This is a genomic window from uncultured Pontibacter sp. (assembly GCF_947499215.1).
In the GTDB taxonomy this organism is placed as follows: domain Bacteria; phylum Bacteroidota; class Bacteroidia; order Cytophagales; family Hymenobacteraceae; genus Pontibacter.
Genome location: NZ_CANMNI010000001.1, coordinates 249,828 through 266,676, shown reverse-complemented (window position 1 = coordinate 266,676; position 16,849 = coordinate 249,828). Strand labels below are relative to the sequence as shown.

Annotated in this window: 21 protein-coding genes; 6 read left to right on the top strand and 15 right to left on the bottom strand. The window is 49.4% G+C overall.

The window, feature by feature from the left end:
• The 4 genes from Q1A04_RS01170 to pyrE form a co-directional block, all read right to left on the bottom strand.
• Nucleotides 1-636 (bottom strand): DNA-3-methyladenine glycosylase, encoded by a 636-nt coding sequence (locus tag Q1A04_RS01170; protein ID WP_299700060.1) that lies wholly within the window; start codon nucleotides 634-636, stop codon nucleotides 1-3.
• Between the two features lie 48 nt (nucleotides 637-684).
• Nucleotides 685-1,725, bottom strand: coding sequence for a GntG family PLP-dependent aldolase (locus Q1A04_RS01165; RefSeq protein WP_299700058.1), 1,041 nt, complete (start codon nucleotides 1,723-1,725; stop codon nucleotides 685-687).
• Nucleotides 1,726-2,094: 369 nt separating this feature from the next.
• Nucleotides 2,095-2,592, bottom strand: a complete 498-nt coding sequence (locus Q1A04_RS01155; protein WP_299700046.1) for a metallophosphoesterase family protein — start codon at nucleotides 2,590-2,592, stop codon at nucleotides 2,095-2,097.
• A gap of 18 nt (nucleotides 2,593-2,610) precedes the next feature.
• Nucleotides 2,611-3,249 (bottom strand): orotate phosphoribosyltransferase, encoded by a 639-nt coding sequence (gene pyrE / locus Q1A04_RS01150; protein WP_299700043.1) that lies wholly within the window; start codon nucleotides 3,247-3,249, stop codon nucleotides 2,611-2,613.
• Between the two features lie 108 nt (nucleotides 3,250-3,357).
• Between pyrE and Q1A04_RS01145 the strand changes: the two genes are divergently transcribed.
• Nucleotides 3,358-4,038 carry an NUDIX hydrolase gene (locus tag Q1A04_RS01145; RefSeq protein ID WP_299700040.1) on the top strand — a complete coding sequence of 227 codons (681 nt, stop codon included), beginning with the start codon at nucleotides 3,358-3,360 and terminating at the stop codon, nucleotides 4,036-4,038.
• On the opposite strand, the gene coaD is transcribed toward Q1A04_RS01145, so the two are convergent.
• The 3 genes from coaD to Q1A04_RS01130 form a co-directional block, all read right to left on the bottom strand.
• Nucleotides 3,992-4,471 carry a pantetheine-phosphate adenylyltransferase gene (gene coaD, locus Q1A04_RS01140; protein WP_299700037.1) on the bottom strand — a complete coding sequence of 160 codons (480 nt, stop codon included), beginning with the start codon at nucleotides 4,469-4,471 and terminating at the stop codon, nucleotides 3,992-3,994. The two genes, Q1A04_RS01145 and coaD, sit on opposite strands and share 47 nt — an antisense overlap.
• A gap of 185 nt (nucleotides 4,472-4,656) precedes the next feature.
• The gene (locus Q1A04_RS01135; RefSeq protein WP_299700034.1) at nucleotides 4,657-5,544 is read right to left on the bottom strand and encodes a DUF3822 family protein; all 888 of its coding nucleotides are present in this window, start codon (nucleotides 5,542-5,544) and stop codon (nucleotides 4,657-4,659) included.
• Nucleotides 5,545-5,619: 75 nt separating this feature from the next.
• Complete coding sequence (locus tag Q1A04_RS01130; protein ID WP_299700031.1) at nucleotides 5,620-6,108, bottom strand: NUDIX hydrolase; 489 nt, start codon at nucleotides 6,106-6,108, stop codon at nucleotides 5,620-5,622.
• 37 nt (nucleotides 6,109-6,145) lie between these two features.
• On the opposite strand from Q1A04_RS01130, the gene Q1A04_RS01125 reads away from it, so the two are divergent.
• The 3 genes from Q1A04_RS01125 to Q1A04_RS01115 all read left to right on the top strand — a co-directional run bounded on the left by Q1A04_RS01125 (nucleotide 6,146) and on the right by Q1A04_RS01115 (nucleotide 8,673).
• Nucleotides 6,146-6,613, top strand: coding sequence for a PaaI family thioesterase (locus Q1A04_RS01125; RefSeq protein WP_299700028.1), 468 nt, complete (start codon nucleotides 6,146-6,148; stop codon nucleotides 6,611-6,613).
• 127 nt (nucleotides 6,614-6,740) lie between these two features.
• Nucleotides 6,741-8,147, top strand: coding sequence for an AAA family ATPase (locus Q1A04_RS01120; RefSeq protein WP_299700025.1), 1,407 nt, complete (start codon nucleotides 6,741-6,743; stop codon nucleotides 8,145-8,147).
• Between the two features lie 79 nt (nucleotides 8,148-8,226).
• Nucleotides 8,227-8,673 carry a DUF1573 domain-containing protein gene (locus tag Q1A04_RS01115; RefSeq protein WP_299700022.1) on the top strand — a complete coding sequence of 149 codons (447 nt, stop codon included), beginning with the start codon at nucleotides 8,227-8,229 and terminating at the stop codon, nucleotides 8,671-8,673.
• 73 nt (nucleotides 8,674-8,746) lie between these two features.
• Here Q1A04_RS01115 and Q1A04_RS01110 read toward each other — a convergent pair whose 3' ends face one another.
• The 7 genes from Q1A04_RS01110 to Q1A04_RS01080 all read right to left on the bottom strand — a co-directional run bounded on the left by Q1A04_RS01110 (nucleotide 8,747) and on the right by Q1A04_RS01080 (nucleotide 14,244).
• Nucleotides 8,747-9,070 (bottom strand): DUF423 domain-containing protein, encoded by a 324-nt coding sequence (locus Q1A04_RS01110; protein WP_299703613.1) that lies wholly within the window; start codon nucleotides 9,068-9,070, stop codon nucleotides 8,747-8,749.
• A gap of 94 nt (nucleotides 9,071-9,164) precedes the next feature.
• The gene (locus Q1A04_RS01105; RefSeq protein ID WP_299700019.1) at nucleotides 9,165-10,040 is read right to left on the bottom strand and encodes a glycerophosphodiester phosphodiesterase family protein; all 876 of its coding nucleotides are present in this window, start codon (nucleotides 10,038-10,040) and stop codon (nucleotides 9,165-9,167) included.
• Nucleotides 10,041-10,154: 114 nt separating this feature from the next.
• Complete coding sequence (locus Q1A04_RS01100; RefSeq protein ID WP_299700015.1) at nucleotides 10,155-10,610, bottom strand: DUF2750 domain-containing protein; 456 nt, start codon at nucleotides 10,608-10,610, stop codon at nucleotides 10,155-10,157.
• Between the two features lie 40 nt (nucleotides 10,611-10,650).
• A complete protein-coding gene (locus Q1A04_RS01095; RefSeq protein ID WP_299700012.1) occupies nucleotides 10,651-11,337 on the bottom strand; it encodes a YggS family pyridoxal phosphate-dependent enzyme in 687 nt (228 codons plus the stop codon).
• An 88-nt stretch (nucleotides 11,338-11,425) separates the two neighbouring features.
• A complete protein-coding gene (locus Q1A04_RS01090; protein ID WP_299700009.1) occupies nucleotides 11,426-12,478 on the bottom strand; it encodes a VWA domain-containing protein in 1,053 nt (350 codons plus the stop codon).
• On the bottom strand, nucleotides 12,459-13,370 hold the full coding sequence (locus Q1A04_RS01085; RefSeq protein WP_299700006.1) for a hypothetical protein: 912 nt from the start codon (nucleotides 13,368-13,370) through the stop codon (nucleotides 12,459-12,461). The genes Q1A04_RS01090 and Q1A04_RS01085 overlap by 20 nt, the downstream gene beginning before the upstream one ends.
• Nucleotides 13,363-14,244, bottom strand: coding sequence for a DUF58 domain-containing protein (locus tag Q1A04_RS01080; RefSeq protein ID WP_299700003.1), 882 nt, complete (start codon nucleotides 14,242-14,244; stop codon nucleotides 13,363-13,365). Before Q1A04_RS01080 ends, Q1A04_RS01085 begins: the two co-directional genes overlap by 8 nt.
• 59 nt (nucleotides 14,245-14,303) lie before the next feature.
• Here Q1A04_RS01080 and Q1A04_RS01075 point away from each other — a divergent pair, with 59 nt between their 5' ends.
• Complete coding sequence (locus Q1A04_RS01075) at nucleotides 14,304-14,720, top strand: DUF4296 domain-containing protein (RefSeq protein ID WP_299700000.1); 417 nt, start codon at nucleotides 14,304-14,306, stop codon at nucleotides 14,718-14,720.
• 7 nt (nucleotides 14,721-14,727) lie between these two features.
• Here the strand turns inward: Q1A04_RS01075 and Q1A04_RS01070 are convergent, their stop codons facing one another.
• Nucleotides 14,728-15,084, bottom strand: a complete 357-nt coding sequence (locus Q1A04_RS01070) for a tRNA-binding protein (RefSeq protein WP_299699997.1) — start codon at nucleotides 15,082-15,084, stop codon at nucleotides 14,728-14,730.
• A gap of 192 nt (nucleotides 15,085-15,276) precedes the next feature.
• Here Q1A04_RS01070 and Q1A04_RS01065 point away from each other — a divergent pair, with 192 nt between their 5' ends.
• Nucleotides 15,277-16,818 (top strand): FAD-dependent oxidoreductase, encoded by a 1,542-nt coding sequence (locus tag Q1A04_RS01065; RefSeq protein WP_299699994.1) that lies wholly within the window; start codon nucleotides 15,277-15,279, stop codon nucleotides 16,816-16,818.
• The last annotated feature ends 31 nt before the right edge of the window (nucleotides 16,819-16,849 follow it).

The window sequence follows — 16,849 nt, the reverse complement described above, 5'->3', positions numbered from 1 at the left end:
TTATTTTGGCGTATTATCCAGCGACTGCCACAGATACTTGCAGGCAATGGTTCGGTAAGGACGCCAGTTTTCTGCGATCTCCAGCATCTTGGCTTTCATAGCTTTGCCAGATTCTTCCAGTCCATAGTGCCGCTTCATGGCATTCTGTATACCTAGGTCATCCACAGGCATTACATCAGGTCGCTCCAACGCAAACATCAGCAGCATTTCAACGGTCCAGCGTCCCACGCCCTTAATCTGAGTCAGGTGACTGATCAGGGCTTCATCTTCCATAGCGTCGATAGCCGCGTGCTCGAGATTTCCTGCCTGTGCGAAGACCGCCACATTTCTCACATAGCCAATTTTCTGAAAAGAGAGGCCAGCGCCTCGCAGGGTTTCGTCGGAGGTTTCGAGCACCAAGTGTGGATGTGGGTAGCGCTCTGAATATAGCTCTCTGAATCTGCCGAATATGGTGGCGGCGGCTTTGGTGCTGAGCTGCTGCGACACGATGGCGCTGAGCATTCTCAAGTATAGGTCCTCAGACCTCGAAGACTCCAAGGGCTTACCGCGACTGATTATACCTATCAGGATTGGGTCCTTAGTGAACACCGACATGACCGATGAGGATGGGAAGTCTGGGAAAAAGTTAACTGACATAAGGATGCTTTCGCAGGTATAGATTAAAAAAAGAAGGTATAGCCGAAGCTATACCTCTACTTGCTGTACGTTTAGTTTTTTCAGCACATGCAGCACGTGCTGCAACATGCCTTCGCTCACATCGAGGTGTGTCACGAACCGTACCATCTGCGGACCAAAGCTTGACGCCCGGATGTTATTTTCAGCCAGTGCCGCTACAAAATCCACATCCTTATACCTGTCGTTGAGTTTGAAAATGACAATGTTGGTCTGCACAGACAGAACGCTCTCCACATAATCCGCCTCTTTCAATACAGCTTCTATTTTTTTGGCTTTGCGGTGGTCTTCAGCCAGACGCTCAATGTTGTTATCTAGGGCATAAATACCAGCCGCTGCCAGATACCCGCCCTGCCGTATGCCGCCTCCCAATACCTTGCGGATGCGGCGCGACTTTTTGATAAAGTCCCTCTTGCCCAGCAGCACGGAGCCAACCGGAGCTCCCAAACCTTTGGAAAGGCAGATGGAAATACTGTCGAAATATTTACCGTAATTCTGCGAGTTCTCGCCGGAGGCAACAAGCGCATTGAAAACACGGGCACCATCCAAGTGTAGCGCAATTCCGTGTCGCTTGCATACTTCTGATACAGCGGCTATTTCGTCAATGGTATAATAAGCGCCACCGCCCTTGTTGCAGGTGTTCTCCAAGGCTACCAGACGGGTAGGAGGGTAGTGGATGTTGTCGGGGCGGATATGCGCCTCCACCTGAGCCGGTGTCATTTTGCCGCGCTCACCGTGAACCAAGGCCACTGAAGCACCGGAGTTAAACATGATGCCGCCGCCTTCATACTGGTAGATATGGGCCGTGATGTCGCAGATCACTTCCGTCATCGGCTCGGTATGCGCCTTGATGGCAATCTGGTTGGTCATGGTGCCGGAAGGGCAGAAAAGGCCCGCTTCCAGTCCAAAAAGGTCGGCGGCTTTCTGCTCAAGGGCGTTTATGGTCGGGTCTTCTTCGTACACGTCGTCGCCAACCTGAGCGGCAAACATGGCCTGCAGCATGTCAGGAGTGGGCTTTGTGACGGTGTCGGAGCGAAGGTCTGTTATGTTCATATCGAATTTGATGCTATAAATACTTTACTTTGTAAAAATAATAACTTACTTTTGCCCTTCAAATTTAAATTTTGCAACGATGGGAGTTACTAGACTTAAAAGAAAAGACCGTAAGAATAAGGCAAGAGCAAACAACAAGGTTGCCAGAATTAAGCAATTGCTTTTGACACCAGTTATCAAGAACGTGGACATGGACGAGCTGCGTGCTCAGTTCGGTGAAGCGCCAAAGAACAAGAAGGAAGAAGAAGCTTCTGCTGAGTAGTCTTATACGGCAAAGTAAAACCATCTGCCTGCCAACGCTGTGAAAGCTTCGGTTGGCGGGTTTTCGAAAGACTTCAAAGTGTGCTTGCGCCAGCAGGCACGCTTTTTTTATGCCTTTTTTCCTAGTTCGATCACCTGCAGGTCCCGTACCTTTCCGGCCTCAATAGCGAATCGCACCATCGTGCGCACCTTGTGAAAGCCGTGCCTGCCTGCCGCACCCGGATTAATGTGCAGCAGGTTGTGCAGGCTTTTATCGGTCATGATCTTAAGGATATGGGAGTGGCCTGTAATGTATAGTTGGGGCGGATTGGCCTGAATCTCCTTCCGTACATCCGGGTGATACTTGCCGGGATAACCGCCGATGTGCGTCATCATGACATCCAAGCCATTGGCATCAAAGCGCAGCACCTTGGGGTATAGCGATCGAATATCCTGCCCGTCTATGTTCCCATACACCCCCCGCAGCGGTGCCACGGCGCTGAGTTGCTCCGCTACTCTAGCCGTCCCGAAATCACCGGCATGCCAGATCTCGTCCCGATCTGCGAGGTGCCGCAGGATTTGCTCATCCATGTAGTCGTGTGTGTCGGAGAGGAGGCCTATCTTCATGCTATACCTTAGACGAATCTATACCTTCCATGTTTCAGGTGACTTGCGCCACGCTGCCAGTGTGTCCATCGCCGAATCAGGTATGTAGCCGTTCTTAAGAGCGGCCTCTGTCAGGGCTTGGTAATCGCTGAGGCAGTGCAGTGGTATGCCTGCCTCCTTAAAGTTTTCCTCGGCGTGCGAGAAGCCATAGGTAAAGATGGCTGCCATGCCGATGACGTTGCCTCCAGCGGAACGAACCGCTTCAGCCGCCTTCAGGGAACTGCCCCCTGTCGAGATCAAATCCTCCACCATTACGACTTTCTGACCAGCCACTAGCTTGCCCTCTATCTGGTTGGCCATGCCGTGGCTCTTTGGCTCCGGACGAACATAGAGAAAAGGCATCTCGAGCAGATCGGCTACAAGCACGCCCTGCGCTATACCTGCTGTGGCTACCCCGGCAATGGCCTCCGCCTCCGGAAAGTTCTTTTTGATCGTTTCGGCTAGCTCCTGTTTAATGTAGCTGCGTATATACGGGAAGGACAAAGTGATGCGGTTGTCGCAGTAAATGGGCGAATTCCAGCCGGAGCTCCATTTAAAGGGCTGTTCCGGTCTAAGTTTTACTGCCTCTGTCTCCAGTAAGAAGGAGGCAACTTGGTGCGCTGTTGTCTGTTTATCCATGGCCGAATTTAATAAATATTTCCCCTTTTTATGCCTCTGTATTTTCTTTAGAGTGAAATATTGATTCATTTGTGTAAATTTCAAACCTGTTACACGAGCAATTCCCCTATGAACGTTTTTATAAACGATATTCCGCTTATCCTCAAAAAGTCAAACGAAAAGGTATACCGCCATCACTACGACTTGGTATTGGATGCCGATGACCATTTCTCTTCGAAAGACTTAGTGGGCGATGTGCTGATCAAGCGGGTGGATACGGTGCTGATAGACAGGATTGTACGCCTGATGGAAGTGAAAAAGCTTAAAAAACTGAATTCGCTTACGCTGGTGACAAATAAAAAGAAGCAGCTGATCGAGCACCTCAAAGACCAATTCAAGATTGTGAAAGCCGCCGGGGGCTTGGTGCAGAAAGATGGCAAAATTTTGATGATCTACCGACTTGGCGTGTGGGACTTGCCTAAAGGGAAGCTAAACAAGCGTGAGAAAACGCTCGAAGGTGCCCTACGTGAAGTAGAGGAGGAGTGCAACATTAAAGTAGAGGCCCTTGAAAAGCTGCCGAAGACGTGGCACTCCTATGCGTATAAAGGCAAAAAGATTCTCAAGAAAACCAGCTGGTTCTTGATGAACTGCACCGACGACAGCCTCATGAAGCCGCAGGCGGAGGAGTTTATCGAAGAAGTACGTTGGATGACGCCGGAAGAGGCTATGGATGTCCTACCCAAAGCCTACACCTCCATTGCCTTTATTGTGCGGGAATATCTCCAATCTTTGAAATCGGGAAAGGTATAAAATCATCCACGTTACCGCCGAAGCGGTGAATTTCTCGGATGATCGTCGAACTGATCGCCGCCAGTGCCGGTGAAGTGATCAGAAATACTGTTTCCAGCTCACGGTTGATATGGTGGTTGGCCTGCGCGATCGTATTTTCGTACTCGAAGTCAGTTGTATTGCGAAGACCGCGTAGTAGAAAGTTAGCCCCCACTTCGCGAGCAAATTCTGCCGTAAGCCCCTTGTAGGACTGCACTTTGATGTTAGGCTGGTCCTTAAAAATCTCTTCAATTATCTCCACCATCTTCTCAACCGGAATGTAACGCTGTTTGCTGCTGTTATTCCCGATGGCTATAATAACCTCATCGAACATGCGGGAGCCGCGCAGAACAACGTCCATATGCCCATTGGTAAACGGATCGAAAGAGCCCGGGAATAACGCTATTTTTTGCATGTGGGTTGTATTGTTAGTTGCTGATGGTTAATTGTAGGAGGGTTACTGCTTATTGATCGCTGAATGACTTTTAGAGTTTTGCAGCTGCTGAGGCTGAAAGTCTAGATTAAGATGGCACACTTACCGCATATCTAGTTTTAAACGAAGTTCTTCATCTTATATCTATTCAGCAATCAACAATTAAATTACTCACAAAAGTGTAAGCTGTACAGTTCGAAATAGCGATGCTCAAACATGTCATCGAATTTGTAGCTATAGCCCACATCTGACGGGCGCTTGCCAAATCGAACCTGACGGATGTATTTTTTGAGCACGTTGAAGAGGCTGGAGTCATGGGTAATGTCGCCCCAAGCGGTGATGGTCTCCTGTTCCGGGTTCATCTTCTGCTCTTGCATCACGAAGATGACGAAGTAAATAAAGTCCTCTGGGCTGAGGTAGTGGAACACATTGCAGAACTGGAGCCCGTTTTGATCGACCACGAGGATGGTTACATAGTTGCGCTCCACAAACAGATACATGTAGCGACCGTCTTTGCGTTCGGGCTGGTGTAAGGCACTGCGGATAAGTGAGCTTGTCTGGTGCACAAATTGCACGCTGCGCTCTGGGAACAGACTCTGTGCCATGCGATAGACTACACCCTCAATAGCGAAAATGTTCACCACCTCCAGTCCGCAGGTACGGTTAAACAGGATGACCTGCTGCTGTAGGTCTAAGTCGCTGTGCAGGCGCAGGTAGTCCTCTTGGTGTGCCGGGTCAAAGAGTGTCTCGGGAACCAGTGTGAAGTAATGGTTGCTGACGCTGACACGAACATCCAGCCAGCGCTGCTCCTGCAAAATCGGGCTCTGGGCGGCTATTAAGTTGAGCTGTTCAGCTACCTGTAAGGGCGTGAAAACCGTAATGAGTTCATAATCTTCTAATACCACAAACTTGTTTCGCTCCACATCAGCCACGGCAAAACGAATGGCACGGCCGCTGATGGCGATGTAGAGATGGCAATTGCCTGCCTGCGATAGCTGAAAGGCCTCATCCTTGATCTGATAGGAAAGCCGGAAATGTGTATTGATCGTGTCCAAAGTATAGAAGCTCTCTGTAGTGCTATATTGCTTTATGCAAGTATAACAAAAATATGCCAATGCAGCGGCAAAACACTATGAGTTCAAAAACTGGTGCGGCATACCGAACAGATCGTCGAGCGAATAGAGGTAGTGCAGCGACTTGTGCTTGTCAGCCAGCGGGAGTTTCCTGATTTCATCCAGACTTAAAAAGGCTACTTCCTCAATAAGCTGCTGTTCTGCAGTTGCTTCCGGGTCTATACCTTTTATGAGTTCTCCTTCCTTAATCTCAAGTTCAAAGAATAGCTCAACAGCCTGAAGGGGAGGCTCCATAAACTCATTCACGAACAGGAAGCGCTTGACCTTGGTGGATAAACCAGTCTCTTCCAGCACCTCACGCTGCAGACATTCTTCGATGGTTTCGCCAAACTGTAATCCGCCACCGGGAGGGGCCCAGAAGGCTTGGTTTTGCACAGTGGCTTGATGGCGCACAAGTAGTAATTTATCATCTCTCAGGCAAATGCCGCACACGCGCAGCCTGACCTTATCGGCATAGGCGGCTGCGTTCGGGTTTAGTGTATTCATGTTTGCGATAGCGGGGTATAGGTGGTAAATTTACAAAATGATTCAAACGTTTAATCCCGATTTCAAGGAGGATATAAAAGAAAAGCTCGAGCGGCAGGAATTTATGAAGCTCATGGGCTTTGAAGTCACTAAAATTGAAGTAGGTAGGGTAGAAGGGGAGCTCGTATTGGAGCAGCGTCACAAGCAGCACAAGGGCTTTGCGCATGGCGGTGTTATTGCCACCCTAGCCGATATTGTGGCCGGTTTCGCGGCTGTTAGCCTTGTTCCCAAAGATCACCATGTGGTAACAGCCGAGATCAAGGTGTCTTACTTTCATCCGGGCGTGGGCGATAAGCTGTTGGCCAAAGGCATCGTACTAAAGCAGGGCCGCAAGATCAATTTTTGTGAAGCGGAGGTATACGTGGTGAAAGGAGATCAGGAACCCCTGCTCATCGCCAAAGCCAGCGCCTCCATGGCCAATATTACACCCGAGGACATCGCCAGTAGAACCGGTAATGGCTCTTAAGGTAGCTTTAAGTCTTTGTTTTGATGTGTTTTAAAGGTTTATGCCTGAAGCAGTAATTTCGATTGGATGTCGTTATTGAAAGCTTCTACCTGCATCATTTCTAATTATTAATTCTTAATTTAAAAAAATGCGTCCAGTAGAGGCACTTAGAACAAGTTTTCCGTTTGAGCCGACCCAAGATCAGGCCCGGCTTTTTGCTAAGCTCGACGAATTTATTCAGAACAGGGACGAGGAGAAATCCGTGTTTCTGCTCAAAGGCTACGCCGGTACGGGTAAGACTACCGTGGTAACCTCTCTTGTGAAAATTCTCAGAAGCTTTGACTATAAGTATGTGTTGCTTGCACCTACGGGTAGGGCCGCCAAAGTAATGGCGTCTTATAGTGGCCGTACGGCTTTTACCATACACAAGAAAATATACCGCCAAACTGCCAATCCTTATTCCGAGGGGCTGGCCTTTTCCCGACAGCCAAACAAGGCGGAGAAGACATTTTATATTGTGGACGAGGCCTCCATGATTTCTGACGACAGCGGCTTTGGTCAGAACGGCCTATTGCAGGATCTGCTGAGCTATGTTTTTGAGAACAAATCGAACAAACTCCTGCTGATTGGGGACACGGCTCAGTTGCCGCCCGTTAATCAGACGATGAGCCCTTCGCTGAATGCCGAGTACCTGAAGCACAACTTTCGCTGTCAGGTACGTGAGATCGAGCTCCGGCAGGTCATGCGCCAGGCGGAGGCATCCGGGATACTCATGAATGCAACCCAGCTGCGGAACCAGCTGCAGGGCGATAAGCCCGATATAAAGCTACACACCAAGGGCTGGCGTGACATTTACCGTATGACGGGAGAGAAGCTGGAGGATGGGCTGCGCTATGCCTATGACAAGTTCGGTGTGGAAAACGCGATCGTGATCTGTCGCTCCAATAAGTCAGCCAACCTGTATAACCAGCACATCCGACGGCAGATTTTTTTCACGGAGGATGAGATCGGGGTGGGGGATTACCTGATGATCGTGCGCAACAATTATTTCTGGCTCCCCAAAGAGTCCAACATCGGTTTTATGGCCAATGGTGACTTTGTGGAGATCACCAAGATCATCCGCTACGAAGACATGTACGGTTTCCGGTTTGCCGATGTGCGTGTGCGCTTCGTGGATTATCCGGATGAAGAGGAACTGGAGGTGAAGATCATGCTCGACACGCTGTATACCGATACACCTGCTTTGCCAGCCGATCAGAACAAGAAACTGTATGAGGAGATTCTGCAGGATTACGCGGACATTAAGAACAAACGAGAGCGGTCAAAAGAACTTAAAAAGAACCCATATCTGAATGCCTTGCAGGTGAAATTCGCTTATGCATTGACTTGCCACAAAGCGCAGGGCGGACAGTGGAAGGCCGTTTTTGTGGATCAGGGATTCTTGAAAGACGACATGGTGAACGAGGAGTTTGCCCGTTGGCTTTACACGGCCCTTACCCGTTCTTCAGAAGAGCTATACTTGCTGAACTTTAACAAACATCTATTGGTTGACTGATATATTATAAACTTATATCTATGCGTTATAACTTAACATCAGGTATATCGTAACAGCAATATCCAAACCTTATATACCCATGAAAAAAATCTTCCTTTCTTTCGCGATGACAGCACTGGTAGCCGGTGGCGCCGTTGCCCAGCAAGGTCCTGCAAAACAGACTTCAGCTCCGCAAGCGCAGGCCAAATCCGGTCCAGCTATTTCATTCGAAAACACCGAGCATAACTTCGGTGAGATCGCACAGGGCGACGTGGTGGAGCATACCTTTACATTCACTAACACAGGCACGCAGCCGTTGATCATAGATCGCGTAGACGTGACTTGTGGCTGCACGACACCGGCTTGGACCAAGGAAGCCGTTATGCCCGGCAAAACCGGTTTTGTAATAGCTAAGTATAACAGTGCCGGCCGTATGGGGCAGCAGAAGAAAGCCATCACCATTCACTCCAACACGGGTGAGCCGACTTATGTATACATTGTGACAAATATTAAGGAAAAAGGCACTGCCGCTGCAAAGACGCAGTAGTCAGCCTTCTCATCATAAAACACAAAAGCCCTCCGATTTGGAGGGCTTTTGTGTTTTATAGCAATTCTGTTTTTTACAAGGTTTTGAGAATCGCATAGAACAGGGCGGCCCAGCCTACGATTAAAGCGGTGCCTCCAATCGGCGTGATAGCACCTAGCCACGTTATGCCGGTCATGGTCAGGGTATAGAGCGAACCGGAGAAAATGACAATACCGATGATAAAAGCCCAAGCGGCTATTTGTAAAGCGGGGTGCTCCACCCGGAACAGCAATAGTCCAACAGCCAATAGTGCCAAGGTATGGTACATCTGGTATTTCACGGCTGTCTCGAAAGTGTCCACGCGGTTAGAGGCTTGCAGCATTGGCGCCAATGCATGTGCTCCGAAAGCACCTATCATCACGCTGAGTGCGCCCAGTGCGCTGGCTATTAGGAGGATGGTTTTTTGAGTCACTTTGGGTTTAGGTTAATTCTAAAGAGCGGCAATTTACATATTATCTGTCAGCTTCTAACTCCTTGTAGAGGTTTGGATAATCCGAAATGAGCCCATCGACCCCCATTTGCTTCAGCTGCCTCATTTCCTCCAGCTCGTTGACCGTCCAAGGAACTACTTTCATCCCCAACTCATGGCAACGTTGAAGCAGCTTTGGCGTCACTAGTTTATAGTAGGGGCTGTATACCTCCGGTATAAAACCCAGCTTGCTGAGATTATGGTCTAATCCGCGCAGGTTCTCGACCAGCAACGAGGTTTTCACATGCGGGTACTTTTGGCGCAACACCTGCAAGGTGCGCACATCAAATGACTGGATGATTACCCATTCCGCTATACCTTTCTCCTCAATTACACCTATGAGCAAGTCCACAAACTCCTCCGGTTCAGGGTGCATTTTGCCGTCACCGCTGTGCTTTGATTTCGTTTCGATGTTGTAGTATACCTGCGGCAATTGGTGCTCCCTGAGGTATAACTGTACCGAGTCGATTACTTCAGATAGCAGGGGTTTATGAGTTTTGATTTTCTCCTGTTGCGGAAACTTATCATAGAACTTGGAGCCGGCGTCGAACGATCTTATCGAGTCGTAACCAAGCTGGTAGAGCACATACCTGCGTTTATGTGATGGCGGTATTTCACTGCCATCTGGCAACAGGTCGTGCTCTGGATTGATAAAAGGGTCGTGTGACAGGACTACCTGCTTGTCCCGCGTAATGTGCGCGTCCATCTCCAAAGTAGTCACGCCAAGTTCTATGGCCTTAAGCATAGCTGGCACCGTATTTTCCGGCATCAGCCCACGCGCACCTCTATGGCCTTCCAAGTCAAAGGCTGGGAATTGAACAGACAGTGGCGGAGACAAATTGGCTGTTTCCTTCGACATGGTGCAAGCGGTTGCTAGAATACCCGAGAGTAGAAAAAGGGCAGGTATACGGTTGCTCAATTTTACATGCCCCATTGGTAGCAATTTATTACAACAGTATACCTGTTTGAAAGCTTATTCGTCCTCGCCTTCCAAGGCTTCGATCACCTGCTCCTCAAACTCGTCTTGGCTGTCGTACTGGTTGAACTCCAGCGTCTTTCCTTTTTTCTTGAGTTCGTTTATCACATCAAGTGCAACTACAAGCGGTTCCATTTCGCGGCCACTAAGGCTCGCATCCCAGTCCGGACCTAGTAGCAGTTGGTCACCATACATACCCACGCACCAGTTTTCAAGAAACTCTGCCAGTGAGATAGACTCTGGCTTATATTCTTTCCAATCGTCTTCGGCGCAGGTTTTGGCACCTTCGGCGTCGGACCAGAAAAGAATAACCTCGGCTTCTTCGAATTCGGCAGAGCTGGAAGTAGCCCACGTATCGTCATGTGTCAAGCCCCATACTTTGTCGGTATCTACAATGCGCTGAATGAATTTTCTGTAATTGGCCTCCATGTGCTCGTTGGTATTTTCTTGCATGGCAAAAGTTATTATAGTGGATTGATTTCGTTCGGTTTGGTTATTTGTTGTATTGGCGCGCTCCAAAAATGCCGCTGCCCACCCGTATGAGTGTGCTGCCCTCAGCCAGTGCTAATTTCCAGTCAGAGGTCATACCCATAGAGATCTCTTTGAAATCCGTGTTAGCGTAGAAAAAGGTTTCTTTGAGGCGTTCGAAATAGTCGCGCAAGGTACGAAACTCTGAGCGAAGCTTTTCCTCATCATAGGTATTAGTGGCAATGCCCATCACGCCCGTAATGCGAATGAAGTGCATGTTGCGGTACTCCTCCGACTGCAGCAAATCAACAGCCTCTTGGTAGCTCATGCCGTACTTGGTCTCTTCATCGGCAATGGCGAACTGCAACATGCAGTTTACAGGTACGGTGCGATTAAACTGCTCGGCTCGCTTGTTTATTTCGGCCAGTAGTTTCAGGCTATCAACCGACTGTATGGTGTCGATGAACTGTGCGATCTGTTTCACCTTGTTAGTCTGTAGATGACCGATGAGGTGCCAAGCGATATCGTGGGGGAGTTGCTCCCTTTTCTCTAGCAACTCCTGTACTTTATTCTCCCCAAAAAGACGATGGCCGGCATTATAGGCCTCCATAATCTTCTCAGGAGAATGCGTCTTCGAGACGGCTACCAAACGGCAGGGCGTATTCAAAAGCTTTGCATCAAAATCGCGGATATTATCGATAATATCAGACATAGTTTTATGTAGTGGTTTCTATATTCTATATTAATTTGAGACAACCCAAACTCCCAAATTCTTAAACATTCGAACTCGCAAACTTCACTCAGTCTTCCAGCACGTTGGTGATAAACGTATTCTTTAGGAGCATCCAGCATACAAGCAGGAGCAGGGCCCATTTCAGGTATACTTGGTAATAATCATAGGTGTCGCGGAAGCGCTTTTCCGTTACCTCTGTCTTCTCATACTTGTCAATACTCTGAAAAACCTCTTGCAATGCATCACGCGTGTCGGCCCTAAAAAATTCACCTTCTCCGGTACTGGCTATATTGCGAAGACTTTTCTCGTCTAACTGTGTTTCTACTAACAAAGTTTTGCCGTTGGCGTCCACATCGTATGGCACGAGGCCATCTTTGCCAATTCCGATAGTATATACCTTGATCTGGTGGGCAAAGGCCAAGCGGGCGGCCATGGTGGGGTCAAGACTACCGGCCGTGTTTTCACCGTCGCTTATGAGTATCGCCACTTTTGTTTTGGCGGGCGAGTCGCGCATGCGGTTGATGCCCACAGCCAGCGCGCTGCCTATCGCGGTACCATCATTGGAAATCATGCCGGGCTCGATGGTTCTGATATTCTCGCGTAGCAGTTCATAGTCTGTCGTGAGCGGAACCAGCGAGTAGGCATCGCCCGCAAAGACCACGATTCCGATACGATCGGCCACACGACCATCTATAAAATTAATCGCCGTTTCTTTGGCGGCCTCCAGTCGGCTTGGTTTTATATCCTGCAGTTCCATAGAACCCGACACATCCAGCACCAGCACAATGTCGATGCCCTCTGCCGTTTGCTCTATCTGCTCGTTGATACGCTGGGGTCTTGCCAAGGCTACCAGCACAAGCATAATAAAAAGGATGTAAATCACATCTGGCACAAAACGAAGTAAACTAGACCACTGCCACTTTACAGTACCCGAGAACATGGCCATGTCAATCTTGTTGCGTGACTTGAGACGCAAAAGGCCCTTCGCCAAAAACAGTAGCGGCACCACAGGCAAGGCGTAAAGCACCAGCGGGTATACCCAGTCAAAGGAGCGCAGGGTGCTCAGGCTAAACCATTCGAGGCTGAGCCAGTCCAGCATGTCATCGCTTATTTTTAACATTGCGTGTTATTTCGCGGTGTGTCTTATAACGGCTCCGGGCAAATCGCCGCAGCATACTTAGAGCTTGATTCGTCTCTTGATCGGGCTCTGCGGTCACATTGCCGTAGATGGCTTTATCGCAGAAGCGCAGTGCTAGGTTTACCTGTTCATCATCATTGTAGTACTCCACAATCTCCTTGGTCGTGAAGGAATTGATGGCGCTTCGCTCTAGTTTTGTCAGATAGTTTTTCCAAAGAGCCACAGCCTTCTCCATGCTTGTGGGAGTGCCGGTCTTCACAAACCGGTCTACATGCGAGTTGTAACGTGAGTTAAAGTACAGGTGGTCCTTTCGCAGGCGGTACAGTTGGTATTTCGTCTTGATGACTTGGCCGAAAATCAGCCAGACCAGTGCCGCCAACGCAGCGATTGTGACAATCCAAAGCAGGAGGATGGGCCAGTCGAAGCGTTTCTCAACAGGTGCCAGCGTTGTTTGGGTGCGCAGATTGAGCGGTTCCGAAACAGTACGCACCAGTTGGCGGAGTACAACTGAATGCGGGCGGGCGAAAACCTGCAGCGTGTCGGTGCCCTGCAGCACAGTGGCTGGAAGCACAAGCTGCTGTATTGGCTGGGTCTCGAAGGTACGCAATGTATACACAGTGCTGTCAGTGCTTATTCCTGCACGCGTCGCAGTCGGGTAAAAATCCTGCCGCACTAGTTCGAAAGGGGAGAAGTCAAACGTGGAGTCTGGCAGAATAACTTCTTGGGCCGCCGGATGCCGGTGTACCAGCGTATAGCGCAGCAACTCACCAATAAACACGGAGTCTTTGCTGAAACTGCCAGATGGCGGGAGCAGCTGCTGAGCCTGAGTGCCCGTTACAAACAGGCAAAAAAATATAAGAAGGGTTTTACGCACTTTTTTTGGACGTTCTGTTTCGAAGCCTAAAGAGGTTGACCAGTTGGAGTACATAATCCTCGTTGGCCTGAATGGCTAAATAGTTGGCCTGATACTTTTGGCAGATTCTGATAACACGATCCTGATTTTGTTTGTACTGGGCGAAATAGTGTTCCTGAAATTCGGGTCCGGACGTGTTTAGCCATACCGTTCTACCAGTCTCCTTATCCACCACAGGTACAATGCCCAGCCCCGGCATGCTGCGCTCACGCAGGTCTAAGAGCTGTATCACGATCAGGTCATGGCGCTTGGCGAGCATGGCTAGTTCCTTCTCATAGTCCACATCGATAAAATCAGAGATAAGCAGCATGATGCTGCGCCGTTTCACAATATCGAGTGTGAGTTTTATTCCGGCTGCCAAGTTTGTTTTAACTGACTTGGGCTTCAGTTCGTGCAACGCTTTTATCAAGGTATAGGCCTGTTCTATACCTTTGGCAGGCTTTATGTACTTCTCTTTCTGGTCGCTGAAGCAAATAATGCCGATCTGGCTCTGCTGTCTTGCCGCGGCAAGGGAGAGTACACCGCAAATTTCTTTGCCTACGTCCAGTTTATGCTGTTTGCCCGTGCCGATGGTTTGAGAGGCGCTCACATCGAGCATCAGAAAGACAGACTGCTCTTTTTCCTCCCGGTAGGTCTTCACGAATGTCCCGTGCCCCTTGGCGGAAACGTGCCAGTCGATGGTGCGCACGTCGTCACCGTACTGGTAGGCGCGCACGTCGTCGAACTCCAGCCCCGTCCCTTTGAAAACGGAGTGGAAATCGCCCTGCAGTTGCGTATTGATCGCCTTGCGTATGCGGATCTCGTATTTTCGCAGCTTCTGAACTAGCTCTTTCATAATCGTGCCCCTTCGCCTCAGATTTTAAAATTAGGACTTATTACCGTAATATTACATCCGTGAAAAGAATTTTCTGCATACTTTCTCTTGCTGTTCTGGCCAGTTGCGGCCAGACAAGCGATAAAACACCTAAGAATCTGCTGCCTGAGCAGAAACTGGTGCAAATCCTTGCCGATGTGCATGTGGCGGAGGCCCGCATTGAGAACCGCATTGTGTACCCCGATACGGCCATGATGCTTTACAGCCTAGAGCAGCAGCGCATTTTGGAAGCCCACGGAGTGGAGGAAAAGCTGTTCCGAGACACCTACCGGTACTACCTGAGCGACATAAAAAAAATGAACAGGCTCTACGAGATTATACTCGACACACTGAGCGTGCGTGAGGCAAAATTGAGAGCAGGCAGCGAAGCACCGTCAAGACCTGTAAGGGTACCCGAGCCAACCAAAACGCCGCAGGACTTTATACGAGGCAACTAAACGTTTTTTACATCAATTTGCTGCCATTGGGTACGGTCCCGGCCGGTTGTGCCAGCACGATGTCACCGTTATCATCAGCGAAACCCGTTACCAGTACCTCCGACATATACTTTCCAATCTGCTTTTTTCCGAGGTTGGTCACGCACAGCACCTGCTTGCCGGGCAATTCCTCTAAGGAATAATGCTTGGTTATCTGCGCACTCGATCTCTTTATTCCCAAAGGTCCTAAGTCTACCATTAGTTTGTAAGCCGGTTTGCGGGCTTCCGGAAACTCGGTCGCTTCCACAATAGTGCCCACCCGTATATCGGTCTGCTCAAAATGCTGCCAAGAGATAATCTCTGCTGGTTCTGGAGGTATATGCATGCTTTTAATTTATCTAATCCCTAAGGTACAGATTCTCTATTCAAACATACAAACTGGCGACTAGATTGCTCAGGGCAGTTATAACTTAAGAAACATTAGGTTTATACAAGCGTATCCTATGCAACCGGCTTTCATCCTGTTTTTCAGGGTATAAGTATAAGTCCGATCAACCTTTGCAAAAAATCTAAAACTATGAAAAGAGAATCCGGAGCAAGCTTACCCGTGTGGGTAGAAAATATTTCAATGCCGAAGACAAACCCGCTGCACGATAATGTAAAGTGTGATGTGTGCGTGGTAGGCGCAGGTATAGCCGGTCTAACAACAGCCTACTTGCTGGCCAAAGAAGGGCTAAATGTTGTGTTGGTAGAGGCTAAAGAGATCTGTGGAGGTGAAACAAGCCGCACAACCGCACACTTATCCAACGCGCTTGACGATGGATTTCCAGAGTTGATTCGTCTTTTTGGTGAAGATGGTGCCCGGCTGGCAGCCCAGAGTCATGGCAAGGCGATTGATAAAATTGAGGAGCTCATCAAGGAGGAGAATATTGACTGCGACTTCGCCCGTGTGGACGGATATATGTTCGCCACTGATAACAAAGAACAGGAAAAGTTGATGCAGGAACTAGAGGCGCTGCAGAAGATCGGTTGGCTTGATGTAGTGCTCCGGAAGCACAGTCCGCTCAGTACGCTTACCGAGTTTCCCTGCCTTCAATTTCCGAATCAGGCCCATTTCCACGTATTGAAGTACCTTTCTGCAGTAGCAAATGCTTTCATTGGTGCGGGCGGACGGATCTTTACTAAAACCAAGATCGTACGATTTGACACAGGCCCGGTGGTATCTGTGGTTTCGGAGTCTGGCCATGAAGTGGCGGCCAATCACTTGGTGGTCACTACCAACACACCCGTCAATGATATGGTGACGATGCATACCAAGCAGGCGCCCTACCGCACGTATGCAATAGGTGCGGCAGTCAGGGTGGGCGATGTGCCCGATGCCCTGTACTGGGACATGCAGGACCCCTACCATTACGTGCGCCTGCTCAAGGGGAAAGAGACCTCGGAAAACCCGGATGAACTGGATCTGCTGATCGTAGGCGGTGAAGACCATAAAACCGGGCAGGACACTAATCTGAGCCAGCGATTCGATTCACTGGAGCGCTGGATGCGCAAACACTTCCCGATGGCCAAAGATGTGATCTACCGTTGGTCTGGCCAAGTGTATGAGCCGGTAGATGCGCTGGGCTTCATTGGCCGTAACCCGGGAGATTCGGATAACGTCTACATCGCCACCGGAGACTCAGGACACGGTATGACACACGGCACCATTGCCGGTATGCTCATTACCGACTTGATTATGGGACGCCCAAACCCATGGGAGAAACTCTATGATCCGGCCCGCAAAAGCACGAAATCAGTAGGCGAGTTCCTCAAAGAGAACCTGAATGTGGCCGCTCAGTTTAAGGATTATGTTACACCCGGCGACGTAGAGGACCCAAGTGAGGTATTGCCGGGCACTGGCCGCATCATGCGCAAAGGAATGAGCAAGGTGGCCGTTTACTGCGACCAAGATGGCGTGCGTCACCAGTGTTCAGCCGTTTGTACGCACCTAGGATGTGTCGTGCATTGGAATGACGTGGAAAGCTCATGGGACTGTCCGTGTCACGGCTCCCGCTTCGACCCATTCGGCAAAGTGATCACAGGGCCAGCTAGCAAAGACTTGGGGCCTGCGGAATAGGCTAGATGTTATGGATACATAAAAACGCCTG